20 protein-coding genes are annotated in these 22,859 nt (G+C 63.8%); 10 read left to right on the plus strand and 10 right to left on the minus strand.

Annotation, left to right across the window (positions count from 1 at the left end):
* Positions 1 to 2: 2 nt before the first annotated feature.
* From G5V57_RS11650 to G5V57_RS11660, 3 genes are read left to right on the plus strand one after another with little or no spacing between them, the layout of a single operon-like run.
* A complete protein-coding gene (locus G5V57_RS11650; protein ID WP_165167676.1) occupies positions 3 to 758 on the plus strand; it encodes a TfuA-like protein in 756 nt (251 codons plus the stop codon).
* Positions 755 to 1,954 carry a hypothetical protein gene (locus G5V57_RS11655; protein ID WP_165167677.1) on the plus strand — a complete coding sequence of 400 codons (1,200 nt, stop codon included), beginning with the start codon at positions 755 to 757 and terminating at the stop codon, positions 1,952 to 1,954. The genes G5V57_RS11650 and G5V57_RS11655 overlap by 4 nt, the downstream gene beginning before the upstream one ends.
* A gap of 22 nt (positions 1,955 to 1,976) precedes the next feature.
* On the plus strand, positions 1,977 to 2,693 hold the full coding sequence (locus G5V57_RS11660) for a hypothetical protein (protein ID WP_165167678.1): 717 nt from the start codon (positions 1,977 to 1,979) through the stop codon (positions 2,691 to 2,693).
* Here the strand turns inward: G5V57_RS11660 and G5V57_RS11665 are convergent.
* Complete coding sequence (locus G5V57_RS11665; protein ID WP_165167679.1) at positions 2,666 to 3,205, minus strand: GNAT family N-acetyltransferase; 540 nt, start codon at positions 3,203 to 3,205, stop codon at positions 2,666 to 2,668. The two genes, G5V57_RS11660 and G5V57_RS11665, sit on opposite strands and share 28 nt — an antisense overlap.
* A gap of 247 nt (positions 3,206 to 3,452) precedes the next feature.
* Here G5V57_RS11665 and G5V57_RS11670 point away from each other — a divergent pair, with 247 nt between their 5' ends.
* Together G5V57_RS11670 and polA are read left to right on the plus strand one after the other, a co-directional pair.
* Entirely contained in the window at positions 3,453 to 4,517 is a 1,065-nt protein-coding gene (locus G5V57_RS11670; protein ID WP_165167680.1) for an acyltransferase family protein, read from the plus strand.
* 23 nt (positions 4,518 to 4,540) lie between these two features.
* The gene (gene polA, locus G5V57_RS11675; protein WP_165167681.1) at positions 4,541 to 7,480 is read left to right on the plus strand and encodes a DNA polymerase I; all 2,940 of its coding nucleotides are present in this window, start codon (positions 4,541 to 4,543) and stop codon (positions 7,478 to 7,480) included.
* Positions 7,481 to 7,549: 69 nt separating this feature from the next.
* Here polA and G5V57_RS11680 read toward each other — a convergent pair whose 3' ends face one another.
* Positions 7,550 to 8,116 (minus strand): DinB family protein, encoded by a 567-nt coding sequence (locus G5V57_RS11680; protein ID WP_165167682.1) that lies wholly within the window; start codon positions 8,114 to 8,116, stop codon positions 7,550 to 7,552.
* Between the two features lie 94 nt (positions 8,117 to 8,210).
* Between G5V57_RS11680 and G5V57_RS11685 the strand changes: the two genes are divergently transcribed.
* On the plus strand, positions 8,211 to 8,963 hold the full coding sequence (locus G5V57_RS11685) for an SDR family NAD(P)-dependent oxidoreductase (protein WP_165167683.1): 753 nt from the start codon (positions 8,211 to 8,213) through the stop codon (positions 8,961 to 8,963).
* A gap of 156 nt (positions 8,964 to 9,119) precedes the next feature.
* Here the strand turns inward: G5V57_RS11685 and G5V57_RS11690 are convergent, their stop codons facing one another.
* Positions 9,120 to 10,121: an aldose epimerase family protein gene (locus tag G5V57_RS11690; RefSeq protein ID WP_165167684.1), complete on the minus strand. Its 1,002-nt coding sequence runs from the start codon at positions 10,119 to 10,121 to the stop codon at positions 9,120 to 9,122.
* Complete coding sequence (locus G5V57_RS11695; RefSeq protein WP_165167685.1) at positions 10,121 to 11,917, minus strand: IlvD/Edd family dehydratase; 1,797 nt, start codon at positions 11,915 to 11,917, stop codon at positions 10,121 to 10,123. Before G5V57_RS11695 ends, G5V57_RS11690 begins: the two co-directional genes overlap by 1 nt.
* Before the next feature lie 147 nt (positions 11,918 to 12,064).
* Here G5V57_RS11695 and prmB point away from each other — a divergent pair, with 147 nt between their 5' ends.
* Complete coding sequence (gene prmB, locus G5V57_RS11700) at positions 12,065 to 12,973, plus strand: 50S ribosomal protein L3 N(5)-glutamine methyltransferase (protein WP_165167686.1); 909 nt, start codon at positions 12,065 to 12,067, stop codon at positions 12,971 to 12,973.
* A 74-nt stretch (positions 12,974 to 13,047) separates the two neighbouring features.
* On the opposite strand, the gene G5V57_RS11705 is transcribed toward prmB, so the two are convergent.
* Entirely contained in the window at positions 13,048 to 13,923 is an 876-nt protein-coding gene (locus tag G5V57_RS11705; protein ID WP_165167687.1) for an AraC family transcriptional regulator, read from the minus strand.
* Positions 13,924 to 14,058: 135 nt separating this feature from the next.
* On the opposite strand from G5V57_RS11705, the gene G5V57_RS11710 reads away from it, so the two are divergent.
* Positions 14,059 to 14,895 carry an N-acyl homoserine lactonase family protein gene (locus G5V57_RS11710; RefSeq protein WP_246737596.1) on the plus strand — a complete coding sequence of 279 codons (837 nt, stop codon included), beginning with the start codon at positions 14,059 to 14,061 and terminating at the stop codon, positions 14,893 to 14,895.
* Between the two features lie 46 nt (positions 14,896 to 14,941).
* Here the strand turns inward: G5V57_RS11710 and G5V57_RS11715 are convergent, their stop codons facing one another.
* The 5 genes from G5V57_RS11715 to G5V57_RS11735 form a co-directional block, all read right to left on the minus strand.
* The gene (locus G5V57_RS11715) at positions 14,942 to 15,817 is read right to left on the minus strand and encodes an SMP-30/gluconolactonase/LRE family protein (RefSeq protein WP_165167688.1); all 876 of its coding nucleotides are present in this window, start codon (positions 15,815 to 15,817) and stop codon (positions 14,942 to 14,944) included.
* A 98-nt stretch (positions 15,818 to 15,915) separates the two neighbouring features.
* Positions 15,916 to 16,857: an ABC transporter permease gene (locus G5V57_RS11720; RefSeq protein WP_165167689.1), complete on the minus strand. Its 942-nt coding sequence runs from the start codon at positions 16,855 to 16,857 to the stop codon at positions 15,916 to 15,918.
* A gap of 8 nt (positions 16,858 to 16,865) precedes the next feature.
* Positions 16,866 to 17,915, minus strand: a complete 1,050-nt coding sequence (locus G5V57_RS11725; RefSeq protein ID WP_165167690.1) for an ABC transporter permease — start codon at positions 17,913 to 17,915, stop codon at positions 16,866 to 16,868.
* Positions 17,905 to 19,425: an ABC transporter ATP-binding protein gene (locus tag G5V57_RS11730; protein WP_165167691.1), complete on the minus strand. Its 1,521-nt coding sequence runs from the start codon at positions 19,423 to 19,425 to the stop codon at positions 17,905 to 17,907. The genes G5V57_RS11725 and G5V57_RS11730 overlap by 11 nt, the downstream gene beginning before the upstream one ends.
* Positions 19,426 to 19,665: 240 nt before the next feature.
* Positions 19,666 to 20,673, minus strand: coding sequence for a BMP family protein (locus G5V57_RS11735; protein ID WP_165167692.1), 1,008 nt, complete (start codon positions 20,671 to 20,673; stop codon positions 19,666 to 19,668).
* A 129-nt stretch (positions 20,674 to 20,802) separates the two neighbouring features.
* Here G5V57_RS11735 and G5V57_RS11740 point away from each other — a divergent pair, with 129 nt between their 5' ends.
* Together G5V57_RS11740 and G5V57_RS11745 are read left to right on the plus strand one after the other, a co-directional pair.
* Positions 20,803 to 21,747 carry a glucokinase gene (locus tag G5V57_RS11740; protein ID WP_165167693.1) on the plus strand — a complete coding sequence of 315 codons (945 nt, stop codon included), beginning with the start codon at positions 20,803 to 20,805 and terminating at the stop codon, positions 21,745 to 21,747.
* Between the two features lie 81 nt (positions 21,748 to 21,828).
* Complete coding sequence (locus G5V57_RS11745) at positions 21,829 to 22,854, plus strand: LacI family DNA-binding transcriptional regulator (protein WP_165167694.1); 1,026 nt, start codon at positions 21,829 to 21,831, stop codon at positions 22,852 to 22,854.
* Positions 22,855 to 22,859 lie beyond the last annotated feature (5 nt).

Genomic DNA, 22,859 nt, shown 5'->3' on the forward strand with positions numbered 1-22,859 from the left:
GCATGACAGCGCCGTTGCCGGTCGTCTTTCTAGGTCCGACGCTTTCGGTGGCGGAGGCAAGTAATATCGCCGATGCCGTCTATCTTCCACCCGCCACGCAAGGCGCGATCTTGACCGCGGTGCGCCGCCACGATGCCAGCGCCATCCTGATCATCGACGGTGTGTTCCAGTCCGAACCGGCCGTCCGGCACAAGGAAATCCTGTGGGCGCTCGACCGGGGCATCGCGGTTCTGGGGGCCGCGAGCATGGGCGCGCTCAGGGCGGCCGAGCTCGATCGCTTCGGCATGGTCGGTGTCGGCCTCATCTATCGCTGGTACCGGCGCTGGCCGGGCGCCCCCGATGATGCTGTTGCGGTAGTGCACACGCCACCGGAGCTCGGAGCCCAGGCGCTCACCGTCGCTCTGATCGACCTTCTGATGACGATCAGGCGCGGCAGCCGGTTGGGGGTCATCGACGCCGGCCAGCGATCCCTGCTGGAGAAGCAGGCGCGCGCGCTCAATTTCCGCGACCGCACCTTGGCCAATGTCGCCGCCGCGGGCCGGCTCGAGGCGGGCCGGCTGGCGGCCTGTCTTGTCGAACAGAAGAAACAGGACGCCGTCGCGGCACTGCGCCATCTCGGCAAGGTCAACCCGCCGCCGCGCCGGAACAAGTTCGTGTGGACGACCAATTTCGTGCGCGACCTCGAGCATGCGAAAATCCCGCTGCCGGACGATGCCACATTCCCAACCGACTTTCCCCATGGTAGGTTTGTGCCATGAGGCGCCAGAACGGAGATTTGTCGGTCACCGAAGAGGATGGGGCGTCCTCCGGGCTCGGCTGCCGTTTCCTCCTTTATCCGCAAGCCCCCTATCTGTCGGGTTATGACAAGCCCGAGCCGGTCTGGATCTCGACGCCGCCCGACCGGCTGCAACCCGGCCCCGCCAACCGGCGCATGTATGTGCGCGACCCGCTCCTGGAGAAGGAGCCTTACGAATTTCCCTATCTTCCCCCTTTTGTTGGCGCGACGCATCCGCCGGCCGAGGCCGGGCCCGACGGCCATTTCGATCAGCTTCAGCCCGGCAGCCGGCAATTCATCGCGGCGCATGCCTTCGCCTCGGCGCAGCGCGTCCTCGATATCTTCGAGAGTTTTCTCGGCCGCGAGATCTCGTGGTATTTCGCCGACACCTATGAGCGGCTCGAGATCATCCCCTGGGTCGAATGGCGCAACGCCCAGTCGGGCTTCGGCTTCCTCGAGCTCGGCGTCGACCGCGACGGCAATGGCGAGGCTTCGCCCTTCGCCCTCAATTTCGATGTCATCGCCCATGAGGTCGGCCACGCCATCCTGTTCTCGCTTTACGGCGTGGCGGAGAGCGGCTTCGGCGATGGCGATTTCGGCGCCTTCCACGAGGCCAATGCCGATCTGATCTCGCTCATCTCCTTCATGCATTTCGATTCCGGCCTGGACCGTCTGCTGCGCCATTGCCAGGGCAATCTTCTCGTCCTCAACGAGCTCAACCGCATCGCCGAGCTGACCGGCGACCGCCAGATCCGTCTCGCCAGCAATGCCCGTCGCCTGAGCGAGGTGACGGGCGAGATCCATGACCGCTCGCGGCCCTTCACCGGCGCCGTCTTCGACACCATCGTCGACGGCTTCCACTGGCGCCTTGCCGAACGCGGCCTCGCCGACGAGGCGCTGGTCGAGATCGACATCCGCGAGGTCGACGCAGCCCAGATGCGGTCCATCTCGCAATTCACCGCCGAGGCCTTCCGGGCCAGGCCCTATCTGTTCAAGACGGCGCTCATCGAAGCGCGTGACGAGGTGGCGCTGGCTTTGGCACAGACCTGGCCGCGCCTCGACCCGAACGCGCTCAGCTTCATGGGGGCCGCCGACATTCTATGCGATCGCGGCGCCGCGCAATCGGCGGCGCTGGCTCAGCGCTTCGAGACCAATTTCCGCTGGCGAGAGATTTTGTGAGGGCAGTTTCAGGGAGAAGGCCATGAGTGACGACTATCACAGACCGACCTATACTTCGGCGAATGCCACGAACGAGCCGACCAATGCCGACGGCCACTATAACCCGACGCAGGTCCGCCTCTACGGCATTCCCGGCAAGCCGGGGCTTGTCTTCAGTGGACCGAAGGCGGCCATTTCGTCTTTCGACGGCGCGGCGAATATCCGTATTGATCTCAGCGAGCCCGACAAAGCCAGGCAGGACATCGATCATGTGATCGAGGTCCTGAAGGCCTTGCGGAAGGATCCGAAACGCCAGACCCTCGAAGCCCGCGCGGCGTGGCCCGGACCGATCGTCATCCCGGTCGGCAGTACCTACCAGCTGGGATTGACCATGAAGCTGTTCGGCACCGTCTATCTGGGCTCCGAATCGAAGGGTGAGAGCACGCTCTCCTCCGGCATCATGTTCGGCTATGCCTATGAAGGGCATACTTATGAATTCCCCAAGCCGAAGATCATGCTCGTGCCGTCACAGCCGCTGGTCGGCCGCATCCCCGATGACGATTCGGGCTATGACGCCAAATATGACGAAGGCTATCGCGTCTGGCTGGTCGACAAGCTCGATCAATGCGTCGAGGTCGAGATCAACCAGGGCTTCGTCGACGAGATCGTGCTTGAAGCGAACATGCCCGGCAAACGCTCGCCGACCGCCTATCGGGCGGCGATGTCGCTCTCTCATCGCGGCGGCAGGCTTTCCGAATAGAGCAGGCTGGATTTCATCTCGATGGCCGGGAGCGTCACGTCCGCGGTCAGCTGCAGGCTCATCTCCCGGCTGCGGGCGAAGCCGAGCGCCCGGTAGAAGCCTTCGGCATTCAGGCTCGCATGGCACTCGAATGCCGTCATCCCGGCGGCGCGAGCGGCGTCTTCGCACCATGCGTAAAGCCGGCGCCCCAGTCCGTGCCGGACTCTCTCGGGATGGACAGCGAAATGCCTTATATGGGCGAGGCCCGGCATCACCTCGTGTGAGCCGGGCCGATCGACGCTCCAGCCGCCACAGGCGACGAGCCGGCCTGTTTCCTCCTCGATCACCGCATAACGCCCCGACGCGAGAAGGGTGAGATTGGCCTTCGTGATCGAGGGCAGAGCTCGCACCAGAAGGTCGGCCGGATAGGCCTCCGCCATCAGCGCCGCGTAGGAGAGGCCCAGCAATTCGCTCACTTTCGCCCGGTCTTCCGGTGTCGCCACCCGCAACTGGTCCATGCCGCATCTGAGCATGCCAATGCGCCGGCCGCCAGCTTTCCCCTTCGCCTGTTGCGAAGCAATGGGAGAAGGTGGCCGAAGGCCGGATGAGGGCTCTTTATCGGAGGGGAGAGGAGGGAGAATTGGAGAGGCAACTCCCGGTTGGAAAACTGCGCATGCGATAGTCCAACCACCAGCAGGGGCATTGGTTAAGGCCCTTCGGCATAGACTTTGCGAGGACAGGGCAAAGTCCGTGCCGCGGTGGCACAGGGAGAGAGGCGACATGTTGACGGGGGCTACTTCATCGGCGGCAACGCGGATCGACTGGGTCGATTACGCCAAGGGCATCTGTATCATTCTGGTCGTCATGATGCATTCGACGCTCGGCGTCGAAAAGGCGGCCGGCGAGCTGTCATGGCTCAACGGCTTCATCGAATGGGCGAGGCCCTTCCGCATGCCGGACTTCTTCCTGATTTCGGGCCTGTTTCTCGCCGCCCGCATCGACCGCCCCTGGCGCACCTATCTCGACACCAAGCTGTTGCACTTCGCCTATTTCTACATCCTGTGGATGACCATCCAATACGGCATGAAGAGCTGGGGCATCATCCAGGCGGAGGGACCGCTCGCCGCCCTTCAGGCCTATGGCCTGGGCTTCGTCCAACCCTTCGGCACCTTGTGGTTCATCTATCTGCTCGCCATCTTCTTCGTCGCCGCCAAGGCCCTGCGCCGCTTTCCCCCGCTTCTCGTCTTCGCGGTGGCCGCTGTGCTCGAAATGGCGCCGATCGAGACCGGCTGGCTCGTTATCGACGAATTCGCCGGCCGCTTCGTCTATTTCTTCGCCGGCTACTGGCTGGCGCCGCACATCTTCGCTTTCGCCCGCGAGGTCGGCGGCCTCAACCCGCTCGCCATCCTGGCCGGCCTCCTCGCCTGGGGCGCCATCAATGGCATATTGGTGGTTAGGGGCTGGTCGCATCTGCCGGGCATCGGCCTCGCCTTGGGCTTCATCGGCGCCAGCGCCGTCATCTCGGCGAGCGTTCTCCTGGCGCGCGTCAAGCTCGCCGGCGTCATCCGCTATTGCGGCCAGCAATCCATCGTCATCTATCTCGCCTTCTTCATGTTCATGGCCGCCACCCGCACCGTGCTGCTCAAGACCGGCCTCGTCGACGATCTGGCCCTCGTCTCGCTCATCGTCACCCTGGCGGGCGTCGCGGGGCCGGTGCTCCTCTATCTCGCGGTGCGCAAGACACCTCTGAGCTTCCTCTTCATCCGCCCGCAATGGGCGCGCCTGCCTGCGACCCTGCGTAAGTCAGAACTTGTCAGCAGTCAGCCGGGAAGACTGGAAGCGTAAGAGAGAGGGTGGCATTATGGGGCATGTCCCAACATCGCCCCCTCAAATCCGGCGATCATGTCTATCTGATCGACGGCTCCGGTTATATTTTTCGCGCCTATCATGCCTTGCCGCCCTTGACGCGCAAGAGCGACGGCCTGCCTGTCGGCGCCGTCCAGGGCTTCTGCAACATGCTGTGGAAGCTGCTCAAGGACATGAAGGCGGGCGAAAAGCCCACGCACCTCGCGGTCATCTTCGACAAGTCGGAACAGACCTTCCGCAAGCGCATCTATCCCGACTACAAGGCGCACCGGCCCGATCCGCCGGCCGACCTCATCCCGCAATTCGGCCTCATCCGCCAGGCCACCCGCGCCTTCAACGTCGCCTGCGTCGAGCAGGATGATTTCGAGGCCGACGATCTCATCGCCACCTATGCGCGCCAAGCCGCCGAGGTCGGCGCCACGGTGCGCATCGTCTCCTCCGACAAGGACCTCATGCAGCTCGTGCGCAAGGGCGTGGCGCTCTATGACACGATGAAGGATAAGGAACTCGGCGAGGCCGAGGTGCTGGAGAAGTTCGGCGTGGCGCCCGACAAGGTCATCGACGTCCAGGCGCTTGCCGGCGATTCGGTCGACAACGTGCCGGGCGTGCCGGGCATCGGGGTCAAGACCGGCGCCCAGCTCATCACCGAATATGGCTCGCTCGAGGATCTCCTGGCGCGCGCCGCCGAGATCAAGCAGCCGAAGCGGCGCGAAAGCCTCATCCAATATGCCGACCAGGCGCGCATCTCCAAGCAGCTCGTGACGCTCGAGCAGAATGTGCCGGTCGATCACAAGCTCGATACGTTCCTCGTCGACGAGCCCCGTGCCGCCGATCTGATCGGCTTTTGCAAGACGATGGAATTCTCCTCGCTCATGCGTCGTGTCGCCGCCGATCTCGAGGCCGATGCGGCGGCGATCGAGGCCATCGCGGTCGAGATCAAGGGCTGGCCGCCCGAAGGCGTCGAGGGAGCGCCACCGCCCGCACCTGCTGCCGCGAGGCCTGCGGCCAAGGCGGAAAAGGCGAAGCCAGCCGCGGCTGCGCCTGCTGATGTGAAGCCCGTGCCCGGCGCCCTGGCGGAAAGGCTCCGCGCGCTCGCGGTCAAATATGATGACTATAAGACGGTCACGAGCAAGGATGCGCTCGAGCGCTGGGTCGAGCGCATCCGTGCGCAAGGTTACGTGGCGCTCGACACCCAGACGACCTCGCTCGATCCGATGCAGGCCAATGTCGCCGGCATCTCGCTCAGCGTCGATGCCGGCCAGGCCTGCTACATCCCGGTGGGCCACCGCACCAGCGACGGGCTCGATTTTTCAGGCAACGAGATCACGCAATTGGCGATCGCCGATGCCGTCTCGCTGCTCAAGCCGGTGCTGGAGGATCCGTCCATCCTCAAGATCGGTCAGAACCTGAAATACGATCTCCTGATCTTCCGCCGCCTCGGCATCGAGGTGGCCTCGATCGAGGACACGATGCTGATGTCCTATGCGCTCGAAAGCGGCCTCAACGGCCATGGCATGGAGGAATTGTCGGAGAAGCATCTCGGCCATAAGCCGATCGCCTATAAGGAGGTCGCAGGGAGCGGCAAGAGTGGCGTCACCTTCGACAAGGTGCCGCTCGACCGCGCCACCCATTACGCCGCCGAGGATGCCGACATCACCTTGCGCCTGTGGATGCTGTTCAAGGAGCGCCTGGCGCGCGAGCACAAGACCACCGTCTATCAGACGCTGGAGCGTCCGCTTGTTCCCGTGCTCGCCAATATGGAGCGCGAGGGCATTCTGGTCGACCGCGCCGTGCTGGCGCGCCTGTCGGGGGAATTCGCCGCTTCAGGCGCCGACATCGAGAAGCAGGTCTATGAGCTCGCCGGCGAGCGCTTCAATATCGGCTCGCCCAAGCAATTGGGCGACATCCTGTTTGGCCGCATGGGCCTGCCGGGCGGGCGCAAGACCGCGACGGGCGCCTGGAGCACCGATTCGGATGTGCTCGAGGATCTCGCTACGCAGGGCATCGAATTCGCCCGCAAGGTGCTCGATTGGCGGCAGCTCGCCAAACTGCGCTCGACCTATACGGATGCGTTGCCGAGCTTCATCAATCCCGACACGGGGCGCGTCCACACATCCTACGCGATGGCCGCGACCTCGACCGGGCGGCTCGCCTCGACTGATCCTAATCTGCAGAACATTCCGGTGCGCACCGAGGAGGGGCGGCGTATCCGCGCCGCCTTCATCGCGCCTAAAGGCGCCAAGCTTATCAGCGCCGATTACAGCCAGATCGAATTGCGCGTGCTGGCGCATGTCGCCGACATTCCGCAATTGCGAAAGGCTTTCGCCGACCGGCTCGACATCCATGCCATGACGGCATCGGAAATGTTCGGCGTGCCGGTGAAGGGCATGGATCCTCTGGTGCGCCGCCAGGCCAAGGCCATCAATTTCGGCATCATCTACGGCATCTCGGCCTTCGGCCTCGCCAACCAGCTCTCCATCTCGCGCGAGGAGGCGGGAAACTACATCAAGACCTATTTCCAGCGTTTCCCCGGCATCCGTGATTACATGGAGGAGACAAAGAAGCGGGCGCGCGAAAAAGGCTATGTCGAGACGATCTTCGGCCGGCGCTGCCATTTCCCGCGCATCACGTCGCCAAACGCTTCCGAACGTTCTTTCATGGAGCGCGCCTCGATCAACGCGCCGATCCAGGGGGCGGCGGCCGACATCATCCGCCGAGCCATGATCCGCATGCCGGCGGCTCTCGCCAAGGCCGGTCTCGGCGCCCGCATGCTGCTGCAGGTGCATGACGAGCTCATCTTCGAGGCGGTCGATGCCGAGATCGAGGCGGTGAAGGAGTTGGTGCGCGACGTGATGGAGAAGGCGCCGGAACCGGCCGTCAAGCTCGCCGTGCCCCTGCAGGTCGATGCCCGCGCCGCCGACAACTGGGAAGCGGCGCATTGAAGGTAATTACCCTCCCTACAAGGGGGAGGGAACTCGGTCATGCAAATTCGCGAGAATGATCGTCACCCTTCACCTTGCCCCCCATCTCTGACCCCTCTTCGCAAGGGAGTGATGCACCATCTCCTCCAATCCCGGCAGGCCGAGAATATCGGTCACGCCCACATCCTCGCCGGCCTGCGTCAGAAGCGTCGTGACCTGGCCGCGATGATGGATCTGGTGGTTGAACATCTGGATCACCAGGAGGGCGGCGGGGAAGGTGAACTCGACATCGCCCTTCAGCGTCTTGAAGGTGAAAGGCCGCGCCAGCCATTCCTCCTCGAGCGTATTCGCCCAGTTGACGATCTCGAGATCGAGCGCATCGCGCGACTGGCGCAGGTTGGCGAGATCCTCATGCAACAGGACGTTGCTCTCGCCGCTGACGCGCGACCGGCCGTCCTTGAAGCGGCCCAGCCAGACCAGATCGGCGAATAGAAGATGATTGAGCGTGCCGAGAATCGATTTGAAGAAGGCGCCGCGGTCGCGCGCGATCTCTTCCCTCGGCAGACGCGCCGCGGCGTCATAGACCTTGCCGTTCATCCAGCCATTATAGCCGGCCATGCTCACGAGATAGGGATGTGTGATCGGCGCGATGGTCATGTCGGGTCGTCCTCCCGGATGAAGCTTGCCATGACGGCGGCTTTCGCTGTAACCAACGGACCCCCCACTATACATCATACAATTGGGAGCAGTCATGACAGCGGCTATCTATCCGAGCCTCAAGGGCAAGACCGTCTTCATCACCGGCGGCGCCATGGGCATCGGCGCGGCCTTCGTCGAGGAATTTGCCAAGCAGGGCGCGAAAGTGGCCTTTGTCGACATCGCGAGCGAGCCGGGCGAGGCGTTGAAAGCGCGGCTCACCGGCGAGGTCTGGTTCGGCCAATGCGACGTCACCGACATCAAGGCGTTGCAAGCGGCGATCGCCGAAGCCGCGCGCGTGCTGGGGCCAATCACTATCCTCATCAACAATGCCGCTCACGACGAGCGCCATGCCTGGGACAAGATGACACCAGACTACTGGGACCAGCGCATTGCCATCAACATCAAGCATCAGTTCTTCGCCGCCCAGGCCATAATACCGATGATGCAGAAGGCGGGCGGCGGCTCGATCATCAATCTCGGCTCCACCTCGTGGAAGATCGGCCAGGGCGGCATGGCCGCCTATACGGCGTCGAAATCGGGCGTCACCGGCCTGACCCGGTCGCTGGCGCGCGATCTCGGTCCCGACAACATTCGCGTCAACACCATCTCACCCGGCTGGATCATGACTGAGCGCCAGTTGAAACTCTGGGTCACGCCCGAGGGCGAGAAGGAGATCATGAAACACCAGTGCCTCAAGCGGAAACTCTATCCGATCGACATCGCCCGCATGGCGCTGTTCCTCGCTTCCGACGAGGCGTCGGGCTGCACCAATCAGGATTTCACCGTCGACGGCGGGTGGGTGTAGCAAACACGCTGAAGCTGGAGCTGCAAGTGTAGACTGCGCAGCCACTCCACTCCGTCATGGCCGGGCTTGACCCGGCCATCCAGGCTTAACGTCGTTCGGCCGTTAGACGGATAGGCTGGATCGCCGCCTCGAGGGCGGCCATAACGGGCGGAGAGGTCACCCCACCCTGAACCGCCACTCGATGCGGTGGCGATAGGTCTCGCCGGGTGCGAGCAGGGCTGCGGGGAAGGACGGCTGATTAGGCGCATCCGGCCAGTTCTGCGGCTCGAGCGCGACCGAGCCAAAACGCCGCAAAGACTGGCCCTTTTTGCCCTTGAAGCCCGGCCCGTGATGGCCGGCCGTATAGAGCTGCAACCCGGGCTCGGTGGTGAAGAGGTCGAAAGCGCGACCCGCGGCCGACAAGGTTGCGGCGTGATGCAGCGTGTGACGCTCGCCTTCCAGGCAGAAATTGCTGTCAAAGCCGGTGCCGTCGGCCAAAGCCTCTTCGAGCAATGTCGGCTCGCGGAAATCGTAATTTGTACCGGAGACGAAACTGATGGCGCCCGTCGGGATCAGCTCCGCATTGGTCGGCGTCCAGGTCTGGGCTGATAGCTCCAGATAGTGGTCGGCCACCGTCTCCGCCCCCGACAGATTCCAGTAGGCGTGATTGGTGAGATTGACGATGGTGGCTTCGCTGGTCGTCGCCTCGAGCTCGCAGATGAGCGTCGGCCCGTCGAAGCGATAGACGCAGCGCACGCTCAGTTCGCCCGGATAGCCTTCATCGCCATCGGGCGACGCCAGCGAGAAGACGAGCGTATCCTCGACGATCTCCGCCGCCCAGTTCCTGCGGTGGAACGCCATCGTCCCGCCATGCAGATGATTGGGCGGCTCGTTGACGGTCAGCTGATGCGTCTTGCCGGCGATGACGGCATGTCCCTTCCTGATGCGATTGGCGAAGCGTCCGCAGATGGCCCCGGCATATACTTCGCTCTCGAGTATGTCCTCGATGCGCTCAGGCCCCGCCACGGCATCGAAGCCATCCGGGAATTCGAGTGCCAACAGCCGTGCACCCACCGCGTTGAATGTCGCGCGGAAGCCGGCATCGCTGACGCTCTCGAAATTGCGCGCCGCCTCGCCCGCGAAGCTCCCCGGCTCGAGCTCGGCGAGGCGGGCCGGCATCAGTGATTGTCGCGCGGCAGGCCCTTGGACTGCGCGATCTTCTGATATTTGACGGCCGGCTTCAGCACCATGCCTTCCGACAGTTGCTCGACATTGGCGCGGAAGATCTCCTGCCAGGGCGTCTGACTTTCGGGAATCTTGGTGTAGCCGCCATTGGCCTTGAGCGCGGCGCGCCGCTTCTCCAGCTCCTCCTTCGAGATCAGGATGTCGGCAGTGCCCTTGTTGAGATCGATGCGCACCCGGTCGCCGTCCTTGAGCAGCGCCAGACCGCCGCCCGCCGCTGCCTCGGGCGAGGCATTGAGGATCGAAGGCGAGCCCGACGTGCCGGACTGCCGCCCGTCGCCGACGCAAGGCAGCGAATGCACGCCCTTCTTTAGAAGCGCGCCAGGCGCCCGCATATTGACGACTTCCGCCGCACCCGGATAGCCGAGCGGCCCGGTGCCGCGCATGAACAGGATCGTGTGCTCATCGATGCCGAGTTTCGGATCGTCGATGCGCTTGTGATAGTCCTCAGGCCCGTCGAAAACGATCGCCTTGGCCTCGAAGGCATTGGGATCCTTGGGGTCGGAGAGATAGCGCTCGCGGAATTCGTCCGAGATCACGCTCGTCTTCATGATCGCCGCGTCGAAGAGATTGCCTTTCAGCATCTTGAAGCCGGCATGCTTCTTGATCGGCGCGTCATACGCTTTGATCACGTCGCGGTTCGAGGAGAATTTGCCCGTGCAGTTCTCACCGATCGTCTTGCCATTGACGGTGAGCGCGTCCGCATGAATGCGCTTCGCCTTGATGAGCTCGGCGACGACGGCGGGCACACCGCCGGCGCGATGATAGTCCTCGCCCAGATATTCGCCGGCCGGCTGCAGATTGACGAGCAGCGGAATGTCATAGCCGTGCTTTTCCCAGTCGGCTACATTGAGCTCGACGCCGATATGGCGGGCGATGGCGTTGAGGTGGATCGGGCAGTTGGTCGAGCCGCCGATCGCCGAATTGACCGCGATGGCGTTCTCGAACGCCTTGCGGGTGAGAATCTTGGCGGGTGTCAGGTCTTCGCGCACCATGTCGACGATGCGCCGGCCGGTATGATAGGCGATCTGGCCGCGCTCGCGATAGGGCGCCGGGATCGCGGCATTCCCGGGCAGCGTCATGCCGAGCGCTTCGGCGAGCGAGTTCATCGAGGTCGCCGTGCCCATCGTGTTGCAGAAGCCGGTCGAGGGCGCGGAGGAGGCGACGAGTTCGACGAAACCTTCGTGGTCGATGTCGCCGGTGGCGAGAAGCTCGCGCGCCTTCCACATGATCGTGCCCGAGCCGGTGCGCTGTCCGTTGTACCAGCCATTGAGCATGGGGCCGGAAGACAGCGCGATGGCCGGGATATTGACGGTCGCCGCCGCCATGAGCGCCGCCGGTGTCGTCTTGTCGCAACCGATGGTCAGCACCACGCCGTCGATCGGATAGCCGAACAGGACCTCGACCAGGCTCAGATAGGAGAGGTTGCGGTCGAGCATCGCGGTCGGCCGCTTCAGCGTCTCTTGGATCGGATGGATCGGGAATTCCAGCGGCACGCCGCCCGCCGCGGTGATGCCGTCGCGCACGCGCTTGGCGAGCTCGAGATGCGCCCGGTTGCAGGGCGCGATATCGGATCCCGTCTGCGAGATGCCGATGATCGGCTTGCCGGACTGCAACTCCTCGCGGGTGAAGCCGAAATTGAGCTGGCGCTCGAGATAGAGCGCCGTCATGTCGATATTGTCGGGATTGTCGAACCAGGCCTGGGACCTGAGGCGGAGCGGTGATTTTTTCATGTCATACAAATAGCACGATCCCCCCGGCCGGATGCAAGCAGGGAAATATCCCGCAAGCGCGTCTTCAGGGCGCAGGGGCACGGCGGTGCGCGCGCCAGGTGTGGTCCCCCTTGGCGCGGCCGAGCGGGCCCGCTATGCACTGGTCCCATGAAAAACTTCGCCGACGAACTCTTCACCTTGCGCGACCTGCTGCGCTTCGCCGTCAGCCGTTTCAACGAGGCGGGCCTGGCCTTCGGCCAGGGCACCACCGGAGCGGTCGATGAGGCGGCCTTCCTCATCCTCGAAAGCCTGCATTTGCCGGTCGACGACATCAATCCGTGGGCCGAGGCCCGTCTCACGCTCCCTGAGCGCGAACTGCTCCTGACGCGCATCGAGGAGCGCGTGGCGCGGCGCATGCCGTCCGCCTATCTCACCGGCAAGGCCTATATCCAGGGCGTGCCGTTCCACGTCGATGAACGCGTCATCGTGCCGCGCTCCTTCATCGGCGAGCTGCTGTTCTCCGACCTCTTCGGCGGCGACGGATTCACCCTGGTGCCCGACACCTCCGCGGTGGGGCGTGTGCTCGATCTGTGCACCGGGTCCGGCTGCCTCGCCATCCTGGCGGCGCGGGTTTTCCCCAATGCCGAGGTCGATGCGGTCGAATTGTCGCCGCAGGCCATAGAGGTGGCGCGCCAGAATATCGAGGAGTCCGGCTTCGCCGACCGCCTCAATCTCTTCCAGGGCGACCTGTTCCAGCCGGTGGCCGAGGAGCGCTACGACCTCATCATCACCAACCCACCCTATGTCGACGCCGAGGCGATGGATGAGCTGCCGCCGGAATTCCGCCATGAGCCGGCCATGGCGCTCGACGGTGGCGAGGACGGGCTCGACATCGTGCGCCGCATCCTGGCCGAGGCGCCACGCCATCTCAATCCCAGCGGCGGGCTTCTCTGCGAGATCGGCCGCGGCCGCGAGATCCTGGAAGACGACTATCCCGAACTCGAATTCTTCTGGCTAGACACCGAGGAAAGCGAAGGCGAGGTCTTCTGGCTCACCGCCGACAAGTTCGGTCGCTAGAGCATCGGACCGAAAAGTGCGCAGCGGTTTTCGGATAATCCGATGCGCCAATCAAGAATGAGCGTGAGGTCTGATCAGACCGCCTTGCGCAAGCCACGTCCACTCGGCGTTTTGCCGAAGCTCTGTCGATAGCGTCGCGCGAAATGCGACCGTGAGGCATAGCCTGCGGCTTCGGCCGCGCCAAGGCTCGATGCGCCGGCCGCAAGCGCCGCCTGTCCGGCCCGAAGGCGTTCCTGGCGGAGGATGGCTCGGAACGAACTGCCCTCTTGTGCAAGCCTGCGGCGCAAGGTCGAGGCGCCGAGACCGACCTCGCGGGCCATGCGCGCGACGGACCATTCTTGCGACGGCGAGCTGCTGATCAACCACGCCACCTCCTCGTGAAGCGGTGCGCTGAACAAAGACCGCGCTGAGGGCAACGGGCGCAGCAGCGTCAGCACCTCTCTAAGGCGCAGCGCCTGCACCGCCTCGCTCATCTCTTCGGCGCGGATCGTCGTGGCGGCGTGGCTCAGCGCCTCGACCAGATCGTCCGTCAGCGTGACGCCGAAAGCGCGCGATACAGCCTCGCGACGGAGCCTTTCGGCCAGCGTCAGGGGTGGCACCCCTTCGGGCAGTTTCGGCACTTCGAGGATGAGCGATTCATAGACGCCGCCATCGCCCGGAATGTTCACGACATCCATCGGCACATCGCGCGGCAGGACGATCACTGAGCCCGGTTGAAATGCCTGGCTCACATCGCCGAGCCACACTTCCTTCCGCCCCCTGAGCACGATGCCGATCAGCGGATGCGGCAGTTTGATCGCGGCGAGCCTTTCGCGCTTGAGCGCGCAATAAGAGAAAAGATTGCGGGCATGGCTGTGGACGCCGGAAGCGGCAGGCGCCCGGAAATCTTCGAGGCGTGCCAGCAGGCGCCGGCGCAGACGGTCGCCCGGCGAGGTTTGATGGATGTTCATGGGCGGATGTTAGCGCGGAGCGCCGCCGCGAAAAACCGGGCAAGTGAGCGTTTCGGGCTCGTCCTTTGGCGTTTCGGGGCCACCCGGGAGGCCCTTTGCCGTCAGACTGCCGGCGACGTTCCAGAGGAGATCCTGATGAAATTCCTGATCTTGATGCTGATGGCTTGTGTCTCTGCGCTGCCCTTCACCAATACCGCCCGCGCCGCCGATGTCGAACTGTGGCGCCTCGATTGCGGCCGCATCGAGGTGCGCGATTTGTCCTTCTTCTCTGATAGTTTTGCCTACGGCGGAAAGAAACGGAGCCTGACGGACAGCTGCTATCTCGTTCGGCACGATACGCAATATATGCTGTGGGACGCTGGGCTGCCCGCGAGCCTCATCGGCGCCAAGCCGGACGAAAAATCGGCCGTTGCTCCCTCGCTGAGTGTCGATATTTCGAGTCAGCTCGCGCGCATCGGCGTTAAGCCCGACCAGATCGCGTTGATCGGCATCAGCCACAATCACTTCGATCATGTCGGGCAGGCAAATTCGTTTCCCGGCGCGCGGCTGTTGATCGGCAAGGCGGATTTCGACGCGCTCAAGACGTCGCCGCCGCCCTTCGGTGTCGAGCCGACTCTTCTATCATCCTGGCTCGAAGGCAAAGCGGAGGTCACGCCTGTCACCGCCGATTACGATGTCTTTGGCGACGGCAGCGTGACGATGCTGAAGATGCCCGGCCACACGCCAGGCGAGACGAGCCTGCTGGTCCGTCTCCCGAAGACCGGCCCCGTCATCCTGTCGGGCGATGTCGTGCATTTTCACGAGCAGTTCGCACGGCGCGGCGTGCCGCCCTTCAATGCGGATAGAAGCGACAGCCTGGCCTCGATGGACCGTCTCTCTGCGATCGCCGTCGAGCTTGGCGCGCGCATCATCATTCAGCACGACGAGACGAATATCGGGAAGCTCCCCGCTTTTTCCAAGAGTGCGCGCTGAATCTGGAGTGCTGTGTCAGCGTCGCGCTCCGGTACGGCCGTACATTCTATTTGAGCTTCACCGAATAGACCTTACCCTCATAGGGGGCGCCGGCCTTGTTATCGACGGCCATGACATACATGGTCTTGCCGTCCGCGCTGAAGGTGAGATTGGGCGAGGCGGCTGACGGCACGGTGTATTTCGTCGCGAGCTTGCCGTCCGGCGTCACCACCAGGATGTTTCCGGCGCTGTATTCCCCGACATAAAAATTGCCGTCGGGCCCGAGCTTGATGCCGTCCGGATAGGCATCCGCCGGCTCACCCAGCGCATAGAGTCGGACGAACAGACGGCGGTCGGACAATCCGCCATCGGCAGCGACGGCGAAGGAAATGATGCGCCCCGCTTCGGATTCATTCACATAGAGGCGCTTGTCGGGACCGAAAGTGATGCCATTGGCATAATGCAGGTCATCGGCCGCCTCGCTGAGCTTGCCATCGGCGGTCAGATGGATCACGCGCCCGACGATCGGGCCTGATTCCCAAGGGCCCGAGGTCGTGAAATAGATACCGCCCTTGCTATCCGCGACACCGTCATTCGGCCCGACGAAAGCAACGCCATTTTCATCCTTGTCATAGCTCGCGACGTCCTTGCCGTCCTTCGATATGACGGCGAGCTTGCCGGAATCATAGCAGGTGACGGCGAAATTATCGCCCATCGGGATCACCGCGGACGGCCCGCAGCCATCCTGCTTCCAGACCTGAGTGTTCTTCTCGCCATCCCAGCGCATCACGGTGTGACCGGCATATTCGGCGTAATACAGCTTGCCGTCGGTGAGTATCGGGCCTTCCGGGAATAACGCGCGCGGATTGATGACGCTTACCTCTTCCGCCTGGGCGCTGCCGGCCAGAGTAACGAGCACGCTTGCGAATATTAGTCTCAGCATGATGTCCTCCCGTTCTTGCAGGAGCAGTCTATCGGGGACGGGTGCCGGGAAATACGGTCAATCCTGCTCACGCTTGCGCTGTCAGGCGCCGGCCGAAATCATCTCTCTCCCTTGCGATAGGGGATCATCAGCGCTCGCGGATAGGCGGCACGGCGCGACATCACGATGAGCGCCAGGATGGAGAGCGCATAGGGCAGCATCAGGAAGATCTGATAGGGCACGAAGGCGCCGGCGAGCTGCTGCAGGCGCAGCTGATAGGCGTCGAAGGCGGCGAAGAGCACAGCGCCCAGAAGCGCCTTGCCCGGCCGCCAGGAGCCGAAGACGACCAGCGCGATGGCGATCCAGCCGCGCCCATTGACCATCTCGAAATAGAAGGAGTTGAAAGCCGACAGCGTCAGGAAGGCGCCGCCGATGCCCATCAGCGCGCTTCCCGCCACCACCGCGAGCATGCGCACGCGCGTCACATCGATGCCTTGCGCCTCGACGGCCGCCGGGTTCTCGCCTGCAGTGCGTACCGCAAGCCCCGCCGGCGTGCGGTAGAGGAACCAGCCGACGAGCCCCGCCGCGATGAAGGCGAGATAGGTGAGAGGCGTCTGCCGGAACAAGGCCTCACCGAAAAAGGGAATGTCGGACAGGATGGGCACCGGCCAGGGCTGGAAAGGCTCGATCTTGGGCGGCGAGGTCACTTCCGGGAAAGCGAGCCTGTAGATGTAATAAGTGAGGCTCGCGGCGAAGAGGGTGATGCCGATGCCGGTCACGTGCTGCGATAGGCCGAGTGGCACCACCAGGACCGCATGTAAGAGGCCGAAAGCCGCACCCGCCAGCGCCGCCACCAGGACGCCGAGCCACAGATCGCCGCCCTGATAGACGGTGAACCAGCCGGCGAAAGCGCCGACCGTCATTATGCCTTCGATGCCGAGATTGAGAACGCCGGCGCGTTCCGAAATGAGCTCGCCCAAAGTCGCGAAGATCAAAGGCGAGGCGATGCGGATGGCGGCGGCCCACAGGCTGGCGGAAAACAGGAGTTCGAGCGCGTCCATGAGCGGGCCTATTTCCAGCGCAGCCGATAGCGGGTGAACATCACGGCCGTGACCATGGCGAGCAGGGCCGACGCCACCATCACCTGGGCGATGTAGCTCGGCACCTGCGCCGAGCGACTCATCGCATCGGCGCCGACGAAGATGCCGGCGACGAAGATCGCCGCGGCGACGACGCCCAGCGGATGAAGCAGCGCCAGCATGGCGACGACGATGCCGGCGTAACCGAAGCCGGGGGAGAGATCGAGGGTGAGATTGCCCTTGAGGCCGGCGACTTCGGACAGGCCGGCAAGTCCCGCCAGCCCGCCGGAGAGAAGCGCCGTCTTCAGCATCACCCGGTCGACCTTCATGCCGGCGAAGCGCGCCGCGCGTGGATTGAAGCCGACCGCCTTCATCTCATAGCCGAGCGCGGTGCGGGTGTTGATGATCCAGACGGTAACCGCGGCGATGAGCGCCAGGAGGAAGCCGAAATGCAGCCTTTTGCCCTGGATGAGCTTCGGCAGCTGCGCCTCGACGATGACTTTCTTGGTCTGCGGCCAGCCCATGCCCATCGGGTCTTTCAGCGGGCCTTCGAGCAGCAGGCTCACGAACAGAATGACGATGAAATTGAGGAGCAGCGTCGTCACCACTTCATCGACGCCGAAGCGCACCTTGAGGAAGGTCGGGCCCAGCAAGGTAAGGGCGCCGGCGAGGGCTGCCACGATGAGCAGGATCGGGATCAGGATCGGCGCCGGCAGCGGCAGGAGGCCGGTGCCGAAGACGACGGTGGCGACGGCGCCCATATAGAGCTGCGCCTCGGCGCCGATATTCCACAGCTTCGCCCGGAAGGCGACCGCCGCCGCGAGCCCGGTGAAGATCAAGGGCGTGGCGCGGGTCAGCGTCTCGAACAGCGCGAACTGCGAACCGGCCGCGCCCTTGACGACGAGGCCGAAGACCGAGAAGGGATTGGCGCCGCTCAAGGAGACGAGGAAGCCCGCGAAGACGAGCACGACGAGGATCGCCAGCGCCGGATAGGTGATGGTGACGAGGAGCGAGGGCGCCTCGCGCGGTTCAAGCCGCATGGGCATCTCCCTTGTCGAAGCCATGGCCCGCCATCATCAATCCGAGCTCCTGGATCGTCACTTTGCTGCGCGGCAAAGGCTCGGATATGCGGCCGCGATAGATGACGGCGACGCGGTCCGACAACGCCAGGATCTCGTCGAGATCGTCCGAGATGAGCAGCACCGAGGCGCCTTCCTTGCGCGCCTCGATCAGGCGCTGATACACGTAAGCGACGGCACCGATGTCCAATCCGCGCGCCGGCTGGGCGGCGAGGATGAAGCGTGGCTCGAGCGATAAAGTGCGCCCCAATATGAGCTTCTGCATATTGCCGCCGGAAAGCAGTCGTACCCGGGTCGCCGGCGAAGGGCATTTCACGTCGAAGCCTGTGATAATTTCCTTTGCGAAGCCTTCGGCTGCCCGCCAGTCGAGGAAGCCGTGTTTGTTGAATCGCGGCTCGCGATAGATTTCGGCGATGACATTTTCCGTCACCGACATGTCGGCGACGAGGCCTTCGGCATGCCGGTCCTCCGGAATCCGGGCGATGCGTTTCTTCGTCACGAGATCGGGCGTCCAGTGCGCCGCGTCCTCGCCGAAGATGCGAAACACGCCGCTCTGCGGATGGGTGAGGCCGCTCAACAGATTGGCGAGCCCCGTCTGGCCGTTGCCGGAGACGCCGGCCAGTCCCAGGATCTCACCGCCATGGAGCGTGAGATCGGCTCGGTCGAGTCCGTCTGCGGTCGAAACGGAATTTATTGCGACATGGAGGTCGCCCCGGGGCTGCGGCTCGATCCGCGGTTCGGCGATCGGCCGCCCCACCATGAGCTCAGCGAGCTCGTGGCGCGTCGTGTCGCGCGTGTCGCGCTCGGCGACCAGCTTGCCGGCGCGCAGCACGAAGATGCGGCCCGAGACGCTTAGGACTTCATGCAGCTTGTGCGAGATGAAGATGATGGACAAGCCCTGCGCCGTCAGCTTCTTGAGCGTGGCGAAGAGGCTCTGGCTTTCCTGCGGGGTGAGCACCGCGGTCGGCTCGTCGAGAATGAGGATGCGCGCCTCGCGATAGAGCACCTTCAGGATCTCGACCCGCTGGCGCTCGCCGACCGAGAGTTCGCCCACCGTCTTGTCGGGCGCGACGGCGAGGCCGAAATCCTGAGCGAGCTCGGTGAGGCGCTGCCGCGCTTCGGTCTTGCGCGAGGAGAGCCGCCAGAGCTTCTCGGTGCCGAGCATGATATTGTCGAGCACGGTCAGATTGTCGGCGAGGGTGAAATGCTGATGCACCATGCCGATGCCGGCTGCGATCGCCGCATGAGGCTGGCCCGGCGGCAAGGGCTTGCCGAAAACGCTGATCGATCCCTCATCGGCGACATAATGACCGAACAGGATATTCATCAGCGTCGTCTTGCCGGCGCCGTTTTCACCGAGCAGGGCGACGATCTCGCCCTGCTTCACATCGAAGGAGATCGCGTCATTGGCGAGAAGCGCCCCGAAGCGCTTGCTGATCCGGTCGAGGCGGAGGACGGTATCGGCGGTCATGGCTTACCCTCGCCCTGCGAGCGCAGCGAAGCGGGGAGAGGGAAGGGCCCGCCGCGCAGCGGCGGGAAGGGTGAGGGGCAATGAGCGAATGCATCTTGTGCTTCAATTACCCTGTGATTGTACGAATTCAAGCTGTCCTCACGCAGGACTGCGCCATGGCCCCTCACCCTCCCATTGCTTCGCAATGGGCCCCTCCCTCTCCCCGCTCATGCGGGGAGAGGGTATGGGCGGCGTCTGATCTTACGACGATTTCGGTTCCGAATCGTCGATCGTGACGGTGACGGCGCCGGACTTGATCTCGCCTTCGCGCGCTTTCACCTTGGTCATGACATCGGCCGGGACCTTGCCTTCGAAGGTGCCTAGTGGCGCCAGGCTGCAGCCACCATGTTTCATGAAGGAATACTGGCCGTAGTCGTCGGCCTTGAAGGCCTTGTCCTTGATCGCCTTGATGGCGGCATCGAGGGTGGGCTCGAAATGCCACAAGGCCGAGGCGACGACGGTTTCCGGATAGTCGGCCTGCGTGTCGATGACATTGCCGATGGCGAGGATCTTGCGCTCCTTGGCCGCGTCCGACACGCCGAAGCGTTCGGCATAGAGGATGTCGGCGCCGGCATCGACCTGGGCGAAGGCGGTTTCCTTGGCCTTCGGCGGGTCGAACCACGAACCGATGAAGGCGACCTGGAATTTGACGTCGGGCTTGGTTTCCTTGACGCCGGCCATGAAGGCGTTCATCAGCCGGTTCACCTCCGGGATCGGATAACCGCCGACCATGCCGATATTGTTTTTCTGCGTCATCGCGCCGGCGATCATGCCGGTGAGATAGGACGCGTCCTGGATGTAATTGTCGAATACCGCGAAATTGGGCACCGCCGCATCGGGCTTGAAGCTCGAGCCGATTAGGAAGGCGCGGTCGGGATAGTCCTTGGCGACGGCGCGCGCCGCATCCTCCACCGCGAAGGCCTCACCGACGATCAGTTGGTGGCCGGCCTCGCAATATTCGCGCATCACCCGCTCATAGTCGGTATTGGCGACCTTTTCCGAGAAGGTGTATTCGATGTCGCCGCGCTCCTTGGCGGCGAGCGCCGCCTTGTGGATGCGGCTCACCCATTGCTGTTCGACCGGCACCGTATAGATGGCGGCGGTCTTGATGGCGCCTTCGGCCCTGGCGAGGCCCGCAAGCGATCCGAGCACGGGCAGCGACGCGGCCGATCCTGTGATCTGCAAAATCTTACGGCGTGACAGACGCATATTTCCCTCCTCCGTTGTATTTTTACCAGTTGATCAAAGCCCTTCCGCACTGTCAATTGGGCCATCCAGGTTGTTTGCAGCAAAATATTCTTTTATGCCTCCAGGCAGTGAAGCGGTGGAACGGTCGGCATGGCGAACTTGAATCTTGTGGGCGACATCGGCGGGACCAATTCGCGCTTCGGTCTGGTCGAGCCGGGTTCGATGACGGTCACCCGTATCGAGAGGCTCAAGAATGACGATTTCGCCTCATTGGAAGAGGTGGCCGCCGCCTATCTGGAGAGCCAGGGCGTCACCGCGCTTGGCGCCGCCGCCATGGACGTCGCCGGCGTTGTGACGAATGAGGATTTCCCCCTCACCAACCGCGACTGGATGGTGCGTCGTGCGCCTCTCAAGGCAGCGCTCAAGACCGACCGGCTGATCATCCTCAATGATTTCCAGGCGCTGGCCATGTCGCTGCCTTATCTGGACCCGGCCGATCTCATCCAGATCGGTGGCCAGGCGCCGGAGAAGCCGTCGGTGAAGCTGGTTCTGGGGCCGGGCACCGGCCTCGGCATGGCGTCTCTGGCGCCCTTGCCGCAAGGCGGCTGGATGGCGCTGCCGGGCGAGCTCGGCCATGTCACCTTGCCAGTGGTGACCCAGGAGGAGTTCGATCTGCGTGAAGCGATGACGGAGCCCGGCACCGTCTTCGAATCGGAATTCGCCATTACCGGCGGTGGTCTGCATCTCATCTACACGACGCTGGCGCGCATGGCCGGCCGTGAGCCCAGGCTCGACAAGCCGGAAGCCATTCTCAAGGCGGCGCTCGCCGGTACCGATGCCGACGCGGTCAGGACGCTCGATTTTTTCATCATCTGGCTCGGCCGCCTTGCCGGCGATGCCGCCATGATGATGCAGGCCCATGGCGGGGTCTATCTCGCCGGCGGTATCGCGCCCTCGATCGTCGGCGAATTGCGCAAAGGTCCGTTTCGCCGGGTCTTCGAGGAGAAGGGCCGCCTCGATCTGAAGCATGTGCCGATCTATGTGATCATGGACGAATACCCGGCCTTCAAGGGCTGCGCCGCGGCGCTGATCTGATCACGATCAGTTGGCGGGATGGTGTGATGGGCGCACATCAGAAATTGACAAGATCGCATCCATCGGCTCAATTGCCCGGCAATGGGAAAAATCACGATCCTTGATGTGGCCCACTCGGCCGGCGTGAGCGTCGCCACCGTCGACCGCGTCCTCAACCGGCGCAGCGGCGTGCGCAAGATCACGGTGGAGCGCGTCGAAGCGGCCATCCGCCAGCTCAATTACCAGCCTGACCGGCTCGCCGCCCGCCTCGCCCGCTCGCGCGACTACCGCTTCTGCTTCGTGCTGCCGACCGGCAACAATGTCTTCATGGTGACTCTCGGCGAGGAAGTGCGCGCCGCCGCCGGGCGCATGGCGCCCGAGCGCGTGGTGATCGACATGCGGCTCACCGACGTCTTCGACGGCCATGCGCTCGCCCATACGCTCGACCAGATCGGCGACATCTATGACGGCGTCGCCGTCGTCGCCCTCGATCACCCGAGCGTGCGCGAGGCGATCAGCGGCCTGATCGAGCGCGGCGTCACCGTGGTGACGCTGGTCTCCGACATTCCGGGCTCGAAGCGCGTCCATTATGCCGGTATCGACAACACCGCCGCCGGCCGCACCGCGGCAAGCCTGATGGGCAAGTTTCTGGGCGGTCGCCGGGGCGAGGTCGGCCTCATTGCGGGCTCCCTCGCCTTGCGCGATCATATCGAGCGCCAATTCGGCTTCGAGCAGATCATGACGCATGAATATCCGCATCTCTCGATCCTCCCCGTTCGCGAGGGCCGCGACGACTGGCAGCGCGTCGAAGAGGTGACGGCGCAGCTCATGAAGGAGCATCCCAATCTCATCGGCCTCTACAATGCCGGGGGCGGCACGCGCGGCATCATCACGGCGCTGGAGAAGGCCAGGCGCGAGCGCGATATCGTCTTCATCGCCCATGAACTCACCGACCATGCGCGCAAGGCGCTTATACGCGGCACGGTCGATGCCATCATCAATCAGGATGCCGGCCACGAGGTGAGAAGTGCTGTACGCGTGCTGCTCGCCAAGGCCGACAATGCGCCTCTGATCGAGGCGCAGGAGCGCATCCGTATCGACATATTCCTGCGCGACAACCTGCCATGAGATGA

Source organism: Nordella sp. HKS 07, from assembly GCF_011046735.1.
Lineage (GTDB): Bacteria > Pseudomonadota > Alphaproteobacteria > Rhizobiales > Aestuariivirgaceae > Taklimakanibacter.